The following is a 17,624-nucleotide window of genomic DNA, read 5'->3' as shown; positions in this document are numbered from 1 at the left end:
AACTTTCCCGCCCATGAACCTCAGGAAGACCATCTCGGGGGCCGCTGTCGCCCTCGGCAGCACCGCCGTCATGCTCGGCCTGGGCGGCACCGCGCACGCGTCCGGTGTGGACCTCCAGAGCGACCCCACTCTCGACACCGAACTGGGCAAGGTCGGCGGCGTCGGCAAGCTCGCCAGCGTCGACACCGACGACCCGCACGGCAAGTTCCAGCTGGTCAACCAGCAGCAGCCGGACGTCAAGGCGGTCGTCACCGACCTCGACGCCCAGCAGGTCGCCTCGATGCTGGGCTACGGCAAGGACAACGCCACGTCGCACATCGACACCGGCCTGGGCATCTGAGCCCGCCGCACCCCTAGAGCCGGAACGGTCCCGGCCCCCTCCCCCTCGGGTCGGGGCCGTTCCAACCCCGTCCCCCACCGGAACCCCTCCCGTCAGCGGCCGACCGCGTAACCCTGGTTGCCGCGCGGGTTGGCGGCGGCCCGCAGGAAGCCGTCGCGGGCGTCCCGGGCGACGGCCGACATGCGGCCGAGCGTCCAGGGGCCCGCCTCGACCACCTGGTGGCCGCGCGCGCTCAGCTCCGCCAGTGCCGCGGTGCCCATCCTGGTCTCGGCGACCAGCTCGCCCGGCGTCCAGCCCCGTGGCGCGAACGAACTCGGGAACGCGTTCGTGTGCCACATCGGCGAGTCGATCGCCTCCTGGAGGTTCATCCCGCCCGCGGTGTGCGCGAGCCAGAACGCCAGCTGCCACTGGTCCTGCTGGTCGCCGCCGGGGGTGCCGAAGGCCAGCGCGGGCAGGCCGTCGCGCAGCGCCAGCGAGGGGGACAGCGTGATCCGCGGCCGGCGGCCGGGCACCAGCGAGTTCGGCAGGCCCTGGTCGAGCCAGAACATCTGCGCCCGGCTGCCCAGGCAGAACCCGAGCGACGGGATGGTCGGCGAGGACTGGAGCCAGCCGCCCGAGGGGGTGGCCGAGACGATGTTGCCCCACCGGTCCACGACGTCGACGTGCACGGTGTCCCCGCGCGACACCCCGGTCCGCTCGACCGTCGGCTCGCCCAGCGCGCCGCCGCCGCGCTCCCGGCCGGCGGCGGCGTGGCCCGCCCGGATGTGCTCGGGCAGCAGGACTTCCCGCCCGCCGGGCGAACCGGGCCGCAGCTCCATCGAGGCCGTGTCGCCGACCAGGCTGCGCCGTTCGGCGGCGTACTCGCGGGACAGCAGCACGTCCAGCGGCACCTCGCCGGTGTCGCCGTACCAGGCCTCCCGGTCGGCGAACGCGAGCTTGGCGCACTCCACCGCGATGTGCACGGTCTCCGCCGTCGGCACACCGTCCACATAGGACAGTCGGTCGCTGAAACCTTCCAGCAGCAGCAGTTGCTGCAGCAGCACGGGTCCCTGCGACCAGCCGCCGACCTTGGCCACGGTCCACTCGCCGAACTCCACCGCGACGGCGTCCTCGTAGGTCGCCTGCCACGACGCCATGTCCTGGCCGGTCAGCACGCCCGCGTGGTCGCGGCCGGACTCGTCGCGGAACGCGGTCTTGCAGAACTCGTCGACCTGCGCCGCCACGAACCCCTGTGACCACGCCCGCCGCGCCGCCTCGATCTGGGCCTCGCGGTCCGACCCGGCCGCCTCGCCGGCGGCAAGCAGCCACTCCCAGGTGTCGGCGAGCTTCGGGTTGCGGAAGCGGGAACCGGGCTTGGGCGGGGCGCCACCGGGCATCCAGAGGGCGGCGGAGGACGTCCAGTGGTCGCGGAACAGGTCCGACACCGTGTCCACGATCGCCGACACGCGCTCCAGCAGCGGGAATCCGTCGCGGGCGTAGCCGATGGCGTGGTCGAGCACCTCGCGCAGCGTCTTGGTGCCGTAGTCGCGCAACAGGGTCAGCCAGCCGTCCCACGCGCCCGGGACGGTCGCCGCGAGCAGCCCGCTGCCCGGCACCAGGTCCAGGCCCAGCGACCGGTAGTGCTCCGCCGTCGCCCCGGCGGGCGCGACGCCCTGCCCGGCCAGCACCCGCGGCGTCGACTCGCCGGCCGCCGCGAACAGCACGGGCACCTCGCCGCCCGGCCCGTTCAGGTGCGGTTCGACGACCTGGAGCACGAAGCCCGCCGCCACCGCGGCGTCGAACGCGTTGCCGCCGTCCTCCAGGACCGCCATGCCCGCGCTGGAGGCGAGCCAGTGCGTGGAGGCGACCATGCCGTGGGTGCCGACGAGTTCGGGTCGGGTGGTGAACACGGGCCACAACCTACGTTGGCGTCACCCGGTTGGTTAACCCGGCTAACTAAATTGTGTCCTGACGGTTCAGTCCACCTTCAGCCAGGCGGCCGGCGCCGGTCAGCCGGTCGCGCAGTTCGCTCCCGGTCAGCTCGCCGCCGCCGGGAGCTTCCGGCCGAGGCCTTCGCGCAGCAGGCCCGCCCGGCGCAGGGCGTCCTCGTCGAGGTGGTTGCGGGTGTCCAGGACCAGCACGCCGTTCATCAGGCCGGCCACCCGCGCCCAGTCCAGCGTCCGGAACTCGGGCCACTCGGTGAGCAGCACGACCGCGTCCGCGTCCCGCACCGCCGTGTAAGCGTCGTCCACCACGGTCATCCCGACCAGCGGCTCGCGGATCTCCGGGTCGTAGGCCACCAGCTCCGCGCCCTCGAACGCGAGCAGTTCGGCCACCGCCAGGGCCGGCGAGTCGCGCAGGTCGTTCGTGCCCGCCTTGAACGCGAGCCCCAGGATGCCGATCCGCGCGCCGGCCAACGTGCCGCCGACCGCCTCGCGGACCTTGTCCACGACCCGGCGCTGCTGCCGGTGGTTGGTGTCGATGGTGGCCTTGACCAGCGCGAAGTCCACCCCGACCGACTCGGCGATCCGGACCATGGCGTGGGTGTCCTTGGGCAGGCACGACCCGCCCCAGCCCGGTCCCGGCTTGAGGAACGACTGGCCGATGCGCCGGTCGTAGCCCATGCCGTCGGTCACCGACGACACGTCCGCGCCGACCAGCTCGCACAGCTCGGCCACCGCGTTGACGTAGGACAGCTTCATCGCCAGGAAGCAGTTGGCGGCGTACTTGACCATCTCGGCGCTCGCCGCGTCCATCAGGACGGTGGGCGCGCCCAGCTTGGCGAACAGCGCCGCGACGCGTTCGGCGGCCTGCGGCGAGTCCGAGCCGACGACGATCCGGTCCGGGTGCAGGAAGTCGCGCACCGCGCTGCCCTCGCGCAGGAACTCCGGGTTCGACACGACGGCCACGTCCTCGCGGCCCAGCAGCTCGGCGACCCGCTGCGAGGTGCCCACCGGGACCGTGGACTTGCACACCACGACCGTCCCGTAGGGGAGCACTTCGCGCAGGTCACGGGCGACCGACTCGACCGCCGACAAGTCCGCCGCGCCACCCGCGCCCATGGGCGTCGGCAGGCAGAGGAACACCACCTCGGCGTTCGCGACGGCGGTCTTGACGTCGGGCGTGAAGCGCAGGCGGCCGGCCGCCTGGCCCTCCCCGACCAGCTCGGTGAGGCCGGGTTCGAGGATGTCCACCTGCCCGGCGCGCAGGCGGGCGACCTTGACCACGTCCACGTCGGCGCACACGACCCGATGACCGAGGGAGGCCAGGCAGGCCCCCGTCGTCAGGCCCACGTAACCCGTTCCCACGACCGCGATCCGTCGGACGAACATGCTTGTGACGGTCGCAGCCGAAGTTTGCCGTGGGTCAAACAACAGTTGTATGCGGAGAGTGAGGTGGGTAGTCCCCTGGGTGTACATGGAGACCCCACTCGCGGCGGACGCGGTTATGCGGGTCGGCGGGGCATCGTGCAGGTATGGAACTCCTGCTGATCACGTTGCTGTTCGCGGGACTGGCCTTGCTCGCGGCCGTGCCGTTGGTCGCATTGCTGCACCTCTCCGAGCACAAACCGCTGAACGACCGTTAACCTCCCTTTCCGGCACTGCGGCCGGGTGATGGAGGTTGGCATGAAGATCGAGGGAACCGCGGCGGTCGTCACCGGCGGCGCGTCCGGCCTGGGGTTGGCGACGGCCCGGGCGCTGGCCGCGAAGGGCGCGTCGGTGTACGCCCTGGACCTCAAGGTGGAGGACGCCCCGGCGGTCGAGGGCGTCACGTACCTCGCGGCCGACGTCACGTCGGAGGAGGACGTCCAGGCCGCGGTCGACACGGCCGCCGGCTCCGGCCACCCCCTGCGGATCGTGGTGAACTGCGCCGGCATCGGCCCGTCCACGCGGACGGTGGGCAAGTCCGGCCCGCACCCCCTGGACCTGTACCGCAAGGTCATCGACGTGAACCTGGTGGGGACGTTCAACGTGCTGCGCCTGGCGGCGGCGGCGATGGGCAAGACGGAGGCGCTGGAGCACGGCCAGCGCGGGATCGTGATCAACACGGCGTCGATCGCGGCGTTCGACGGGCAGATCGGCCAGGTGGCGTACGCGTCGTCGAAGGCGGCGGTCGTCGGCATGACCCTCCCGGCGGCGCGCGACCTGTCGTCGGTGGGCGTGCGGGTGATGACGATCGCGCCGGGCATCGTCGACACCCCGATGCTGGCCACGGTCTCGGAGGAGTTCCGCGCGGGCTTGGCGGCGGGCGTGCCGTTCCCGAAGCGCCTGGCCCTGCCGGAGGAGTACGCCCAGCTGGCCGTGTCGATCGTCGAACACGACTACCTGAACGGCGAGGTCATCCGCATGGACGGCGCCCTCCGCATGGCCCCCCGCTAGCCCTCACACCCAGGTGACCCGCGCCGGCATGTCCCCCCGGCGCGGCTCACGCACTCCCCGCGCCTGGTGGGACTCCCGCGAGGCCGGGCTCCCGCGAGGCCGGGCGCTCCCGCCAGCCCGGGCTCCCGGCACGCGCTGGCCCCCAGGTGGGCCGGTCCTATCCGGGCCAGCCCGATTTGAGTGGGCTGACACCTGACCGGGCGTGCCGGGTTCGGGCCACGGCCGCGGACACGCTGGTCTCGGGCCGCGGCTGGGCTGGGCCGGGCCGCGGCTGGGCCGGAGCCGGGCCGGGCCGGAGCCGGGTTGCGCCGGCCGGTTTCTCCGGCATCGCGCCGGCCGGGTCTCCGGAGGGCGTTGCCTGCCGTGGTCCCGCGCTCCTTGTTTACGGGATGCGCGAGTCGGCGATCGGTTCCCGATCCGACATGTCACACGATGGGGTGACATGTCGGAAGATCACCCAGTAACCACTCTACCAGCGACAACGCCCGAAACCGGAGTCTCCGCGCGGAGCAGCATCCGGGCTCCGGCAGCAGCGCCGTGCCTCAGAGGTCGCCCGCGAAGGGGAGGTTGTTCATGGCGTCCGAGGTCATCCACTCGCGGAGGGCGTGGGTGGCTCGGACGTCGTCCTCGTTGTACTCCAGCAGTCGGCGGCGTTGGGCCGGGTTCGGGGGTGCGCCGTCCATGCCGACGGCATCCCGGTACCAGCGCATCGAGTTCTCGCCGCCCGCCTCCGGGTCGCGCCACGCGAAACCCGCCACCGGCGCGATCGTCTTCAGGCCCTTCCCGTGGGCGCACAGGAACTGGTCCTGCACGATGCCGAACAGGTCCACCCACGAGTCCGACGCGATGAACTCCTTCACCTGCCCCACCGTCGGAATCCCGGGCCGCCCCTTGAACCGCTCCGCCGACCCGATCAGCCACCGGTTCTCGGCCAGCTCGTTGTAGCAGTAGGCCCGGAACGTCAAACCACGCGCGCGGGCGCGCAGCCTGATCCCCGTCAGCCAGCCCCAGAACTCGGCGAACGACCGGGCCTCGTCGTCGCACGGCAACGGGTCCCACGTGGCGAAGGCCCGGTACCCGTGCTCCTCGCCCACGTCCTCCCCGGACAGCCAGCAGCCCCACATGTACGCGCCCAGGTCGCCGAAGCTCTCCATGTCGACGTCCACCTCGACGTCGGCGCGCGGCACGTCCATGTACGGCACGCGCCGCACGACGGTCAGGTCCCGCAGCCACGCGCGGGCCAGGATGACCGCGTCCGAGTACAGCATCCCGACCAGCGGTGTCGCGGGTTCGTCCTGCGGGTCCAGTGCCGCCAGTTCGTCCACTGTGGACACTCCGACCTTCCGCAGCGCCACCGCGTCCTCGCCCCGCACCACCAGGCTCACGTCCCGCGCCGACCGCAGGTCGACCTCGCACACCGGCCACCACGGGCAGCTCCGGCACTCGACGATCCGCGACGGCCGCGCCAACGGGGTCGCGCCGGACACCGCCGCCGCGGCCACCGCCAACCGGTCCGAGAACCGGGAGTCGTACTCGGCGAGCGCGGTCCGGCCGCCGGGCCACGTCGGGGCCTCCAGGTCGTGCCACACCACGACGTCGCCGTCCATGCCGACCACGCCGCCGTACGACCGCCCGCGCGCGGCGAACCCGGACGCCTGCAACTGCCGCTGGGCGTGCGCCAACCTCAGCTGGTCGCGGGGCTGGGGCCGGACCTTGCGCAGCGGGTCCACGCGCGCGCCGCCGGGCAGCGGGTGGGACAGCGGGGACGTGCGCGCGCCCGAACCGGGGTCGGTGACCTTGTGCCGCACGACGAGCACCGGCACGTAACCGGTGGAGTCCTTCACCAGCAGGTCGATCCCGCCGCGCCGGCCGCCGCGTTCGTCGCGGGGCAGGGCGGCGCCCCAGATGTAGGGCACGCCCGCCCGCATCGCGGACGCGGTGACGCGCTCGCGGTCGGCGGTCGGGACGTCGTGCGGGATCTCCATGAGGTCCGAGCCGACGACCCGGCCGAGGGCGGTCGCGACCGCGCGCCGGTGTTCGGTGGCGTCGGCCTTGCGGAGCTGGCCGGTGGGGTCCGGGGCCGCCTTGGGGGCGTCCCGCATCGCTGGATCGTGTTCGAGGTGCACCCGCCGCCGGCAACGAGTGACCACGCCGGCGTCCAGCTGCACCTGGGAAGTCACAGCTGAAGCGTATGACGACGCACCGACACTTGTACCGGCAACCTCGTGGACGGCAGTGGATCTTTTGTGCGCGGGCACCCGTTGACCTCTAGGGTTCGGGGGGACTTCCCAGGAGGTGGCGCGGGCGATGGCACGCGAACGGAGCAAGGGCTTGACCCCCGGCAGGGCGAAGAACCTGGTCGGTGTGGCGAAGGTCGTCGCACCGGCGCTGATCCCGGTGGTGGCGCCGCTCGCGGCTCGCGCGGCCGCGCTGGTGAGCGACCGCTACGACCACTACCGCGCCCGCCGGCTCGGCGTGCCGGTCGACCAGCTGACCCGCTACTCGGGCCGGGGCGCGCGGCTGCACGCCCGCATCGCCGGCTTCACGGAAGCCTTGGACCAGCTCAATGCCACCGACCGGCCGTTCGTCGAGGCCACCGAGACCCGGCTGGCCCAGCTGCTGGCTGCGGTGCGGGCCTCCGAACGGATGCCCGCACCGCGCCGCAAAGCCGCCCACCGCGCGGTCTCCACCGACCTCGACGCGCTGGAAGCCGAACTGCTCAAACGCCTCGGGGTTTGACCAGCTGCTCGACCGTGCGCAGCGCCGTCTCCTCGGGACCGAGTTGGGCGGTGACCTCCTCCATCACCTCGGCGACCCGTTCCTCGCGCCGGATCAGCGGGTCGCTGCGCAGGTCTCGGGCCAGGGAGACGCACAGGCCGACCATGACCAGGGCGAACGGCAGTGCCGCGATGATCGTCAGGTTCTGCAGCCCGGTCAGCGCGTTCGAGCCGCCGACCAGGAGCATCACCGCCGCGACCGCGCCGGTCAGCGCGCCCCAGAACACGACCACGCCCTTCGTGGGCGCGATGGACCCGCGCTGCGACAGCGTCCCCATGACCACCGAGGCCGCGTCCGCGCCGGACACGAAGAAGATCGCGACCAGCACCATGACCACCACCACGGCGACCCCCGCCAGCGGGTAGTGCTCCAGGACCGCGAACAGCCGGCTCTCCGGGGTGGCCGCGCCCGCCACGTCGACGCCCTCGCGCTGCAGGAACACCGCCGTGCCGCCGAACACGCAGAACCACATCAGGCTCACCAGGCTGGGCACGCCGACCACGCCCGCCACGAACTGCCGGATGGTCCGGCCGCGGCTGATCCGCGCGATGAACATGCCGACGAACGGCGTCCACGAGATCCACCACGCCCAGTAGAAGATCGTCCAGCCGGACAACCAGGTCGCCGTCGCGTCCCCACCGGACGCGGCCGTCCGGCCCGCCATCTCGGCCAGGTCGCCGAAGTAGCCGCCGATCGCGGCGGGCACCAGGTTCAGCACGAACACCGTCGGGCCCACCGCGAACACGAACACCGCCAGCACGACGGCCAGCACCATGTTCGTGTTGGACAGCCACTGGATCCCGCGCGCCACCCCGGACACCGCGGACGCGACGAACGCCGTGGTCAGCACGGCGATCACGCCGACGAGCACGGCGGTGCCGACCCCGCCGAGCCCCGCCGCCTGGAGGCCGCTGCCGATCTGGAGCGCGCCGAGCCCGAGTGACGCGGCCGAGCCGAACAGGGTGGCGAAGATGGCCAGCACGTCGATCGCGCGGCCCGCCGGACCGTTCGCCCGGCGCGTCCCCAGCAGGGGTGCGAACGCGGCGCTGACGAGTTGGCTGCGACCGCGCCGGAAGCTGCCGTAGGCGATGGCCAGGCCGACCACGGCGTAGATCGCCCACGGGTGGACCGTCCAGTGGAACAACGTGGTGGACATCGCCGTCCGCAACGCTTCGTCGGACTGCGCGGGCGCGGTGCCCGGTGGCGGGTTCACGAAGTGCGACAGCGGCTCGGTGACGCCGTAGAACATCAGGCCGATGCCCATGCCCGCGCTGAACATCATCGCGACCCAGGACACCGTGCGGAACTCGGGTTGCTCGTCGTCGCGGCCCAGCGGCACGCGGCCGTACCGGCTGACCGCGAGCCACAGCGCGAACACCACGAAACCCGAGGCCACCAGCACGAACGCCCACCCGAGGTGGCCGATGACCCGGTCCAGGACGGTCTTCGACACACCCGCGAGCGAGTCGGTGCCGAACACGCCCCACGCGACGAACGCGAGGGCCACGGCCGCCGCGACCCCGAACACGACGGGATCGGTGCGGCCGGGTCGGTCCGCGCGGGGCTCGCCGGGCAGCGACTGGTCGATGGAGTGTTGTGCGGTTTTCACCGGACGCCTGTTCCCCCTAGTGGAGCAATCCAAACATGCGGTTAACGCCGGCGACTCACACCTTCGAGCAGCGGTCTCCTACGCTCTGTGCATGACCCGACGTCCGGCTCCGACCCGCTTCGCGCGGGCTTCGCTGCTGGCCGTGACGTCGGCGGCACTGAGCGTGGCCGCACACGGCGCCGCGGGCGGCGAGGTCACCGAGTTCGCGCCCGCTCTGCCACTCACCGTGCTCATCGCGCTGGCGAGCACGGCGATGCGCGGACGCGGGCCGTGGACGCTCCTGCCGACCCTCGGCATCGCGCAGGTGGCCCAGCACACGCTGCTCAACCTGGGTCACCACGAGGACGTCGGCACCGGTCTGGGCTTCGGCCCGGCCGCGATGACCGCCGCCCACGTGGTCGCCGCGCTGCTGACCGGCCTGCTGCTGGTCCGCGCGGACGCCGTGCTGGACGCCCTGGTGTGGGCGGTGTCGCGGCTGCTGCCGGTGCTGTGGTCGTTCGCGCCCGCCGGCGCGCCGACGGCATCCGTCCGGGTGGCCCCCGTCCCGGACGTGTGGATGTCGGTGCTGCTCAGACGCGTGCACGGCCGACGAGGTCCTCCTCACCGCTCCTGAACCGACGGACACCCACATCCCTCTGGCACCAGGAGCCACATCTTCATGTCGACAAATCGCTTTGGCGTGCGCACGCTCGCCAAGGGCGGCGCCGTGCTGGCCGCCGCCGCTTTCGCCCTCACGGGCACCGCGGGCCTGGCGTCCGCGCACGTCACCGCCTCCACCCCGAAGGACGCCGTCCAGGGCGGCTACACCAAGGTCACCCTGCGCGTCCCCAACGAGCGGCCCGACAACGGCACGGTCAAGCTCGAACTGACCCTGCCCGCCGAGTACCCGCTGGCGTCGGTCAGCACCAAGCCCACGCCGGGCTGGAAGGTCGAGGCGATCAAGGCCAAGCTCGACACCCCGGTCAAGAGCCACGGCCGCGAGGTCACCGAGGCCGTCCGCACGGTGATCTGGACCGCCGACCCGGGCGTGCGCATCGAGCCGGGCCAGTTCAACGAGTTCGACCTGTCCATCGGGCCGCTGCCGGACAACACCGAGCAGCTGCTCCTGCCCACCAAGCAGACCTACGACAGCGGCGAGGTCGTGGACTGGAACGCGCCGCCGCCCGCCGAGGGCGGCGCGGAGCCGGACAAGCCCGCGCCCGTGCTCAAGCTGGTGAAGAAGTCCGGCGGCGACGCGCACGGCAGCCCCGTCACCGCCGCCTCGCACGACGAGCCGCAGGCCGCGGCCCCGTCCTCGGACAAGACCGCCCGCTGGCTGGGCGGCGCGGGCCTGGCCGTCGGCGCGCTCGGCCTGGGCATCGGCATCGGCGCCGTCCTGCGGTCCCGCCGTTCGACGGGTACTCCTTCGGCATGAGGCGCGCGCTCTCCCTCCTGCTGGCCGCCCTGCTCGCGGGCGGCCTCGCGTTGGCCGCGTCCGGCACCGCGCTGGCGCACAACGTGCTGGTCAGCAGCAACCCGAAGGACGGCGAGGCGCTGGCGACCGGTCCGGCGGAGATCACCCTGACCTTCGACCAGCCGGTCCAGGCGGGCGAGAAGTTCAACACCATCACGGTCATCGGCCCGGACGAGACGCACTGGGAAGCCCCGGACGAGCCGACCGTGAAGAACAACTCGGTGATCTTCAAGGTCCGCCCGCTCGGCCCGGCGGCCGAGTACAAGGTGGGCTACCGGATCCTGTCCGCCGACGGCCACCCCGTCACCGGGTCGCTGAAGTTCACGCTCACCACCGCCGGCAACGGCACCCCGGCGCCCGCGTCCACGGCCGCCGCGCCGTCCCCGGGCTCCGGCCCCGACGACGGCGGCGTGCCGATCTGGGTGTGGATCGCCGGGGCCGTGGTGCTGCTGGGCGGCGGCGTGTACTTCGCGCTGCGCGGCGGGACGGGCGCCAGGCGGTGACCGTGAACCGGACCACCACCCCGACCTCCCGGGCCTGGGTCGTCGGCGGCCTGCTCGCGGGCGGGTTCGCCGGGGTGTTCCTGGGCCTGGGGCTGTCGACCACGCCGGAAGCGGTGGGCGTGGCCGAGCCCGGGGCGGTGGTCCGGTTCGCGCATCCGCTGGTCAGGACCTTGCTGGACCTGGCCGCCACGGTCGTCGTCGGCTTGTCGCTGCTGCCCAAGCTCCTGGGGTTCGGCCGGCCCGCGGTGACCGAGCCGGTGATGCGCGTCGCCCGGCCGGCGGCGGTGGTCGCGGCGGCGGTGTGGGCGTTCACGGCGCTGATGTCGATCGTGATCAGGGCGTACGAGACGCGGCCGGACGTGCCGGTGACCATGGGTTCGGTGGTCGACTACGTCCAACGGGTCGGCGCGGGTCAGGGGTTGCTGTTCAGCGCGGTGTGCGCGCTGGCGTACCTGGTGGTCGGGGTGATGGCGGTGCGGCGCGGCGAGTCCGTGCCGGCGGAGCTGCGCATCCTGATCTCCATGTTCGGCCTGCTGCCGCTGCCGGTGACCGGGCACGCGTCGAACTGGAAGTACCACGACTACTCCATGATCTCGATGGAGCTGCACGTCCTCGGCGCGGCGGCGTGGACCGGCGGCCTGGCGGCGCTGGTCGTGCTCGTCGCCCACCGCCGGGGCCTGCTGGCCGAGGCGCTGCCGAAGTTCTCCAAGCTGGCCACGATCAGCCTGGTGCTGGTCTCGGTGACCGGCCTGTTCAACGGCCTGCTGGAACTGTTCCTCAACCCGGTGGTGGCCCTGCCCGGCTCGCTGTTCACCACCTCCTACGGCTTGGTGCTGCTGGGAAAGGTCGTGTGCGCGGTGATCCTCGCGTTGCTGGGCGCGAACATCCGCTGGCGCCTGCTGCCGCACATCGCACAGCACAAGGCGACCGCGATCGTCGGCTGGGCCACCGTCGAGGTGACGATCATGGGCATCGCCTTCGGCCTGGCCGTCGTCCTGTCCCGCGCACCCGTCGCCTGAGGCCGCAGCCGGCCACGTCCGCCCGCGTCCCGTCCGACCGGCCGATGCTGGAGCGCGCGTCGAGTCGTTCGCGTCGATCGTCGCCAACACCAAGTCGACCATCAGCATCTTCGTCGCCGAGTGCGCCAGGACCTACACCGGCATCAAGGAGCAGGCCGACCGGGACACCTTCGTGAATTGGTCCAAGTCGGTGCGATCCGGCCGCACTGAAAATGTCGTACCCCGGTGGTCTACTCGGACCATGGACGAGATCTTGGTGTTGGGCGCGACGGGCACGACCGGCAAGCGGGTGGTGCGGGAACTGCAAGCTCGGGGGCTCGCGGTGCGTGCGGCCTCGCGGCGTGGACGGGTGCGGTTCGACTGGGGTGAACGGGACACGTGGGGGCCCGCGCTGGCCGGGGCCGGCGCGGTCTACCTGATGGCGCCCCACGAACTGCCGGTCGACCCGGAGTTCGTGCACGAGGCGGTGGCCCACGGGGTGCGGCGGATCGTGCTGCTCTCCAGCCGCGGCATCGAGGAGATGGGCGACGAACGGCTGCTCGGCGCCGAGGCCCTGGTGCGGGAGTCCGGTGTGGAGTGGACCGTCGTGCGGGCCGACTGGTTCAACCAGAACTTCGACGAGGGGTTCTTCCGGCCCGCGATCGAGGCCGGGGCGCTGGCCGTGCCGGTGGGCGACATCCGGCAGGGGTTCGTCGACGCCGACGACATCGCGGCCGTGGCCGCCGTGGCGTTGACCGAAGACGGGCACGCGGGGCGCACCTACGAGGTCACCGGGCCGCGGGCGTTGAGCTTCGGGGAGGCGTTGGCGCTGATCAGCGACGCGTCGGGGCGGCCCATCCGGTTCGGCGGCACCCCGGACGAGTACCGGGCGCAGCAGGACGCGATCGGGATGCCCCGGGAGCGGACAGAAGCCGAGATCGAGGCGTTCGCGCAGCTCAAGGACGGGGAGGCGACCGACGACGTGCCGAACGTGACCGGCCGGGCGGCCGTCGACTTCGCCACCTACGCGACGAGGGCGTGGGCGACATGACGTGACGGCGCGCGGCCGGGTTCGCCACGCGGCTCGTCGGTGAGTGGACCGTTCGGTGCGGCGAGCTGCACCGAACGGTCTAGTCGGTGATCAGTCGCGCGGTCGGGTCCTCGCGGAGCTTGCTCAGCGTCGCCATGGCGGCGTGGCCGCGGCGGTCCAGCTCGCGGGCGTCGATCCAGCCGTGGGCGTAGTAGCGGTAGTCCTGGGCGAGTTTCACCAGCTCGGCGAGGTAGTCGGCGGACCTGCGGCGGCGCTCCTCGTCGAACGACGCCAAGAGGGGCAACTGGGTGTCCACGACCTCGTCGAGCATCCGCGCGGCCTCCAAGGCGCGCTTGCCCTTCCACCGCCGCGCGCCGCCCAAGGCGCCCAGCCGTGCACCCACCAGCCGTCCGATCACGCGCACCTCACCGCACGTCCCGCATCTGTCGTCGCTGCGTGCGTCGGAAAAACCGGCCCGGGCGTTACCGCTTCGTTCCCCCAAGCCCCCCGGTTTCAGCGGTAAGGGGTCCACGGGGTGGTGGTGTCGCCCGCGCGCAGGGCCGCGAGGCGTCGGAGCAACTCGCCCCGCACGTCGGGGTGACTGCGCAGGATCGGCAGCACGCTGGTGGTCAGCTTCAGCTCCCGCACGTCCCGCAACACCCCGAAACCAACCCATCGGGTGACGTCGAACCGGTACTCCCGGGCCAGCTGCCGGTACCAGCGGTCCGGGTGGCCGAAGCGCGCCACCCCCACCGGGAGGGTGCTCAGGTCCCACTCGCGCGGCCCCACGCTGGTCGAGTCGAAGTCGCAGATCACCGGCCCCTCCGGGCTCGGGATCAGGTTGCCCAGGTGCGCGTCGCCGTGCACGACGCCCTCGGGCAGCACAGTCCGCAGCCCGTCGAGCCGGTCCTCCAGCAGCGCGACCCGCTCCTCCAGGAACGACCGGTCCGGCGCGGACAGCTCCTCGGCGTCCGCGATGCGCTTGCGCACGTCGTCCAGCGGCGACCAGCGCGGCAAGGGGAAGTCCGGCGGCGGCAGCTCGTGCACCCGGCGCAGCAGTCTGCCGAGGTCGCGGCCGTCCACGGGTGGGCCGTCGGAACGCACGGTGTGCCAGATCGTGGCCAGGTGCTCGCCCACGGCCAGCGGCTGCGGGAACTGCTCCACCAGCCGCACCGCGGGCACGTCGTGGGCCTGGAGCCACCGCGCTACCCGCACCACCTTCTCCGCCCGGTGCCGCAACGCCATCGACCCGACGATCCGGACCACGACCCGGTCGGCGGGGAGGTCGAACACCGCGTTGGAGGTGAACTTCACCAGCCGCGCCGACTGGTGCGTCAACCCGAGCTGGGCGCACAGCCGCTCCAGCACTCCGGTGAGCGCGGCCGGGCTGAACCTGCCGTCCAGGCGAGACTCCCCGGGGTCAGGCCGCGCTGTCGTTGCCGGTGAACTTGGCCAGGCGGTCGGCCAGTTCGCGCGCGTCGGCGTTGTTGCTGCGCTTCTCCGCCTCCAGCTGGAGCGGGCGCATGCGGTCCTTGGTGCGCACCGACTTCAGGCCCTCGGACAGGTCGATCGCCTGGCGGCCGATCTTCGCGCCGTGGTCGATGTCGCCCTCCAGCAGGTGGTTGATCGACAGCGACGTCAGGTTGAACGAGCGGCTGCGGCTCATGTCCTCGCCATAACCGTTTATGGCCTTGGTCAGCGCCGGTATCGCGGTGCGCGTGTACTTGCGGGCGTCCACCGTCTGCGCCAGCTCGGTGTGCACCGTGCCGATCATGGCGGACAGGTCGTTGGCGTCGAAGAACTTCGCCCACGCGGGCGCTTCGTTCAGGTTGGCCCGGGCGAACTCGTCGCGCGCCCGGCCCAGCAGCTTCAGCGCCTGGTCGTCGGAGCCCATCTTCGCGTAGGCCCAGGCCTCGTTGGCGCACAAGATGCCGACCGCGAGTTCGGAACCGGAGTTCTGCGCGGCCAGCTGGCCGAGCTGGAACACCTTCAACGCGTCGTCCGGGGCGTCCTGGTGCAGGTAGACCCGGCCCATCCGGTACAGGATGTTGGCGACCAGCTCCTCCTTGCGGCCCTGCTTGGCAAGCCCCAGGGCCTGGCCGAAGTGGTTGCGCGCGGAGTCGTAGAGGCCGGTGTCGAACGAGGTCCAGCCGGCCAGGTTGTGCAGGTCGGCGAGGGCGACGTAGAGCCGCTCCTTCACCAGGTCCGTCGCGTTGGCGCCGAGCATCTGCTGCCCCCACGACAGCTGCGCGACCACGGCGTCGCGGCACGAGCCGCCGCCGTACTGGTAGTCCAATGTGCGGAGCGCCCTCGTGGCCGCTTCCACCTGTCGGACGTCGGTCATGCCGATCCGGCCGGGAGCCGGCGTCTGCGCGGGCGACGAGGCCCAAGACCCGGAGTCCGTACCGAACACGGCCGCGCCGACGGTGATGGCGGCGGCGTGCGCGAGGAACTTCCTTCGCTTCACCGACTCGTCCTCCTCAGACTGGGGTGCCTCCGCGGTCGCGGCCACCCGCACTGCCGTGGCCTCGTCGTAGGCGAGGCCCATGTATCCCCTGGGGACACCCAAGCCCTGGGCGATCCTCGCCAGGACGTCGTAGGCCATGACCTGACGTCCCTTGAGGATCTCCGAGACTTCGGACTGCGACTGGCCCGTGAGCGCCGCGATCTGGCGCTGGGACACGCCGTGCCTGCGGAGCAGCCGGTACACCGAGCTGATCTCGCGCTTGGCCAGCGCGTCCCGCATCTCCTGCTGGTCCCACACGTCGGGTGTAACAGGAGAGCCTTGCGAACCGATGGTGTTCAATTGCGCCCCCTCACAGTCCTTCGGGCGTCAACGGCAGAGTAGGGGCACTCCCCCAACCGCAGGAAGTGTCGATCGGCGAGGCTGATCGGCCCTGCCGAACTCCGATGACCGCTTACCGTGGAACGGCCACCGGCTAGCGCTGTGACGTCCCGATCCGGGTTGAATCATCGCAATCTGAGTCTCGGTAAGCGAGCGAACACGGAGAGGAAACCGGCAGTGGACCTGATCGAGCGGGCGGTGACCACCACGGGTGGGTCGGCAGCGCGCGCCGTCGCCACGGCCCCTTCTCCGGATTCCCCGACTGTCCGGGAGTCGACCGACCTCGACTCCGGATGGCGCGGCTCGACCGGGCAACGCCGCTGGTGGCGGATCCGCTGCAGCGACGTGGTCGACCGGGAGCGCTGCCTCACCGTGCTGGTCGACCAGGGCCGCGTGGTCCTGGTCGGTCCGCCGGGTGAGACCGCGGTGCTGTCGGCCGACCAGCTCGTACAGCTCAGGGCCGCGCTGCGCGAGGCCGCCGAGCAGGCGGAAAGGTGACGGTGACGTTTCGGTGGACGAGATCCTCGGACAAGTTCTTCGCAACGCGGTGTGGGAAAGGTTGGACCTGCTCACCGAGCTGGCCAACGAGGCCGACGCCCCGTCCCTCCTGTCGGTGGCCCGGTCCGAGCTCCCTCGGCTGACCGAGGGTTGGCGGGCACTGCTCGCCGCGCACGAACCGGACGAGAAGGGCAACTGCCCGGAGTGCTCCGGTCGTTGGCGGCAGCAGAAGAGCCCTTGCTCGGTGTGGCGCGCCGCGTACGAACACCTGGTCGCGGGCGGCCTCGCCCCGCGCCCGGCTCGACACCTGCGCTCGGCCCCGGTGACCCCTCCGGTCACCCGGACCAGACGCGCGGTGCTCCGAGCCCACTGACGGGCGGCCCCGACCTGTCGTTCCCCCGACGCGACACGGTCGAGCACCCGCCTACTGGCCGGCGGTCCGGGACGTGCGAACCCCCGACCGCGACGAACGGACCGCCGGCCGGCTAACAACTCAACAGACATCCGCGGGCCGGTGCTGTGCACCTTCCCTCCCCGACCGGCACTGGTCCGCGGGCACCACATCGGCCCCCGTTGCCCGCCCCTCCCGCGCGGACAACGGGGGCCGTTTCCACGTTGTCGTTGCCACGCTGTCGCCACGAGGGACTGTCGTACCCACCTGGCAGGATGAGCCCCAGGGGGCGCAAGATCCGCGTTGTCGTACCCCTGTGGGACAATGGAATCGGGGGCCAGCGGCCACGCCCAGCGAACTCGACCGACGGCACCCGACCTCCGAAATCCGCGCAACCAAGCCCTTTACGCGCATCCGGACGCACGCGACTGTCGCATTCGGACGCTGTGGCCACGCGCATTCAGCCGCAACGGGCTCGCTTGGTCGGGCGAGCCGCCACAAGCACTTCAGCTCAACGCTTCCACCCTTCTGCCGACCCGCGGACCGCTGTCCACCACACGAAGCCCGACCTCCACAGCGCTGTGCACACCGGCGCGCGGAAGCTTTTCCGGTCCGCTGCCGCTGATCGTCCCGCCGGGCGGTCGCCACCCGGCGGTCAGGCCGGGGCGTCGCGACTTGGCGGTCACGCCGGGCGGTCGCGACTTGGCGGTCACGCCGGGCGGTCGCGACTTGGCGGTCACGCCGGGCGGTCGCGACTTGGCGGTCACGCCGGGCGGTCGCGACTTGGCGGTCACGCCGGGCGGTCGCGACTTGGCGGTCAC

General features: G+C 72.2%; 17 protein-coding genes and 1 pseudogene. 10 read left to right on the top strand and 8 right to left on the bottom strand.

Annotation, left to right across the window (positions count from 1 at the left end; translation table 11 throughout):
- Positions 1-13 precede the first annotated feature (13 nt).
- The gene (locus tag RIN75_RS02465) at positions 14-340 is read left to right on the top strand and encodes a hypothetical protein (RefSeq protein ID WP_309110067.1); all 327 of its coding nucleotides are present in this window, start codon (positions 14-16) and stop codon (positions 338-340) included.
- A 92-nt stretch (positions 341-432) separates the two neighbouring features.
- Here the strand turns inward: RIN75_RS02465 and RIN75_RS02460 are convergent, their stop codons facing one another.
- Positions 433-2,229 (bottom strand): gamma-glutamyltransferase, encoded by a 1,797-nt coding sequence (locus RIN75_RS02460; RefSeq protein WP_309110066.1) that lies wholly within the window; start codon positions 2,227-2,229, stop codon positions 433-435.
- Between the two features lie 126 nt (positions 2,230-2,355).
- The gene (locus tag RIN75_RS02455; protein ID WP_309110065.1) at positions 2,356-3,651 is read right to left on the bottom strand and encodes a UDP-glucose/GDP-mannose dehydrogenase family protein; all 1,296 of its coding nucleotides are present in this window, start codon (positions 3,649-3,651) and stop codon (positions 2,356-2,358) included.
- Between the two features lie 294 nt (positions 3,652-3,945).
- On the opposite strand from RIN75_RS02455, the gene RIN75_RS02450 reads away from it, so the two are divergent.
- Positions 3,946-4,698: an SDR family NAD(P)-dependent oxidoreductase gene (locus RIN75_RS02450; protein ID WP_309110064.1), complete on the top strand. Its 753-nt coding sequence runs from the start codon at positions 3,946-3,948 to the stop codon at positions 4,696-4,698.
- A 542-nt stretch (positions 4,699-5,240) separates the two neighbouring features.
- On the opposite strand, the gene RIN75_RS02445 is transcribed toward RIN75_RS02450, so the two are convergent.
- Positions 5,241-6,878 carry a TM0106 family RecB-like putative nuclease gene (locus RIN75_RS02445; protein ID WP_309110063.1) on the bottom strand — a complete coding sequence of 546 codons (1,638 nt, stop codon included), beginning with the start codon at positions 6,876-6,878 and terminating at the stop codon, positions 5,241-5,243.
- A gap of 127 nt (positions 6,879-7,005) precedes the next feature.
- Between RIN75_RS02445 and RIN75_RS02440 the strand changes: the two genes are divergently transcribed.
- Positions 7,006-7,437 carry a DUF6474 family protein gene (locus RIN75_RS02440; protein ID WP_309110062.1) on the top strand — a complete coding sequence of 144 codons (432 nt, stop codon included), beginning with the start codon at positions 7,006-7,008 and terminating at the stop codon, positions 7,435-7,437.
- Here RIN75_RS02440 and RIN75_RS02435 read toward each other — a convergent pair.
- A complete protein-coding gene (locus tag RIN75_RS02435) occupies positions 7,418-9,085 on the bottom strand; it encodes a BCCT family transporter (protein ID WP_375295890.1) in 1,668 nt (555 codons plus the stop codon). The genes RIN75_RS02440 and RIN75_RS02435 overlap by 20 nt on opposite strands.
- A gap of 91 nt (positions 9,086-9,176) precedes the next feature.
- On the opposite strand from RIN75_RS02435, the gene RIN75_RS02430 reads away from it, so the two are divergent.
- The 5 genes from RIN75_RS02430 to RIN75_RS02410 all read left to right on the top strand — a co-directional run bounded on the left by RIN75_RS02430 (position 9,177) and on the right by RIN75_RS02410 (position 13,090).
- Positions 9,177-9,698: a hypothetical protein gene (locus tag RIN75_RS02430; RefSeq protein ID WP_309110061.1), complete on the top strand. Its 522-nt coding sequence runs from the start codon at positions 9,177-9,179 to the stop codon at positions 9,696-9,698.
- Positions 9,699-9,743: 45 nt separating this feature from the next.
- Entirely contained in the window at positions 9,744-10,499 is a 756-nt protein-coding gene (locus tag RIN75_RS02425; protein WP_309110060.1) for a YcnI family protein, read from the top strand.
- Positions 10,496-11,041, top strand: a complete 546-nt coding sequence (locus RIN75_RS02420) for a copper resistance protein CopC (RefSeq protein ID WP_309110059.1) — start codon at positions 10,496-10,498, stop codon at positions 11,039-11,041. Before RIN75_RS02425 ends, RIN75_RS02420 begins: the two co-directional genes overlap by 4 nt.
- Entirely contained in the window at positions 11,038-12,060 is a 1,023-nt protein-coding gene (locus RIN75_RS02415; protein ID WP_375295889.1) for a copper resistance D family protein, read from the top strand. Before RIN75_RS02420 ends, RIN75_RS02415 begins: the two co-directional genes overlap by 4 nt.
- Before the next feature lie 241 nt (positions 12,061-12,301).
- Complete coding sequence (locus RIN75_RS02410; protein WP_309110057.1) at positions 12,302-13,090, top strand: NAD(P)H-binding protein; 789 nt, start codon at positions 12,302-12,304, stop codon at positions 13,088-13,090.
- Between the two features lie 79 nt (positions 13,091-13,169).
- Here the strand turns inward: RIN75_RS02410 and RIN75_RS02405 are convergent, their stop codons facing one another.
- The 3 genes from RIN75_RS02405 to RIN75_RS02395 form a co-directional block, all read right to left on the bottom strand.
- Positions 13,170-13,487 carry a hypothetical protein gene (locus RIN75_RS02405; protein ID WP_309110056.1) on the bottom strand — a complete coding sequence of 106 codons (318 nt, stop codon included), beginning with the start codon at positions 13,485-13,487 and terminating at the stop codon, positions 13,170-13,172.
- A gap of 95 nt (positions 13,488-13,582) precedes the next feature.
- Positions 13,583-14,473: an aminoglycoside phosphotransferase family protein gene (locus tag RIN75_RS02400; RefSeq protein WP_309110428.1), complete on the bottom strand. Its 891-nt coding sequence runs from the start codon at positions 14,471-14,473 to the stop codon at positions 13,583-13,585.
- A gap of 16 nt (positions 14,474-14,489) precedes the next feature.
- Entirely contained in the window at positions 14,490-15,815 is a 1,326-nt protein-coding gene (locus RIN75_RS02395; protein WP_375295904.1) for a helix-turn-helix domain-containing protein, read from the bottom strand.
- Positions 15,816-16,091: 276 nt separating this feature from the next.
- On the opposite strand from RIN75_RS02395, the gene RIN75_RS02390 reads away from it, so the two are divergent.
- Together RIN75_RS02390 and RIN75_RS02385 are read left to right on the top strand one after the other, a co-directional pair.
- Entirely contained in the window at positions 16,092-16,412 is a 321-nt protein-coding gene (locus RIN75_RS02390; protein WP_309110054.1) for a hypothetical protein, read from the top strand.
- 13 nt (positions 16,413-16,425) lie between these two features.
- Complete coding sequence (locus tag RIN75_RS02385) at positions 16,426-16,785, top strand: hypothetical protein (protein ID WP_121223852.1); 360 nt, start codon at positions 16,426-16,428, stop codon at positions 16,783-16,785.
- Positions 16,786-17,309: 524 nt separating this feature from the next.
- Here RIN75_RS02385 and RIN75_RS02380 read toward each other — a convergent pair.
- Positions 17,310-17,624: pseudogene (locus RIN75_RS02380) on the bottom strand (hypothetical protein); the annotation flags it as partial.

It is taken from the genome of Saccharothrix sp. (assembly GCF_031180885.1).
In the GTDB taxonomy this organism is placed as follows: Bacteria; Actinomycetota; Actinomycetes; order Mycobacteriales; family Pseudonocardiaceae; genus Actinosynnema.
The sequence above is the reverse complement of the archived record's forward strand: the minus strand, read 5'-3'. Positions and strand labels throughout refer to the sequence as shown.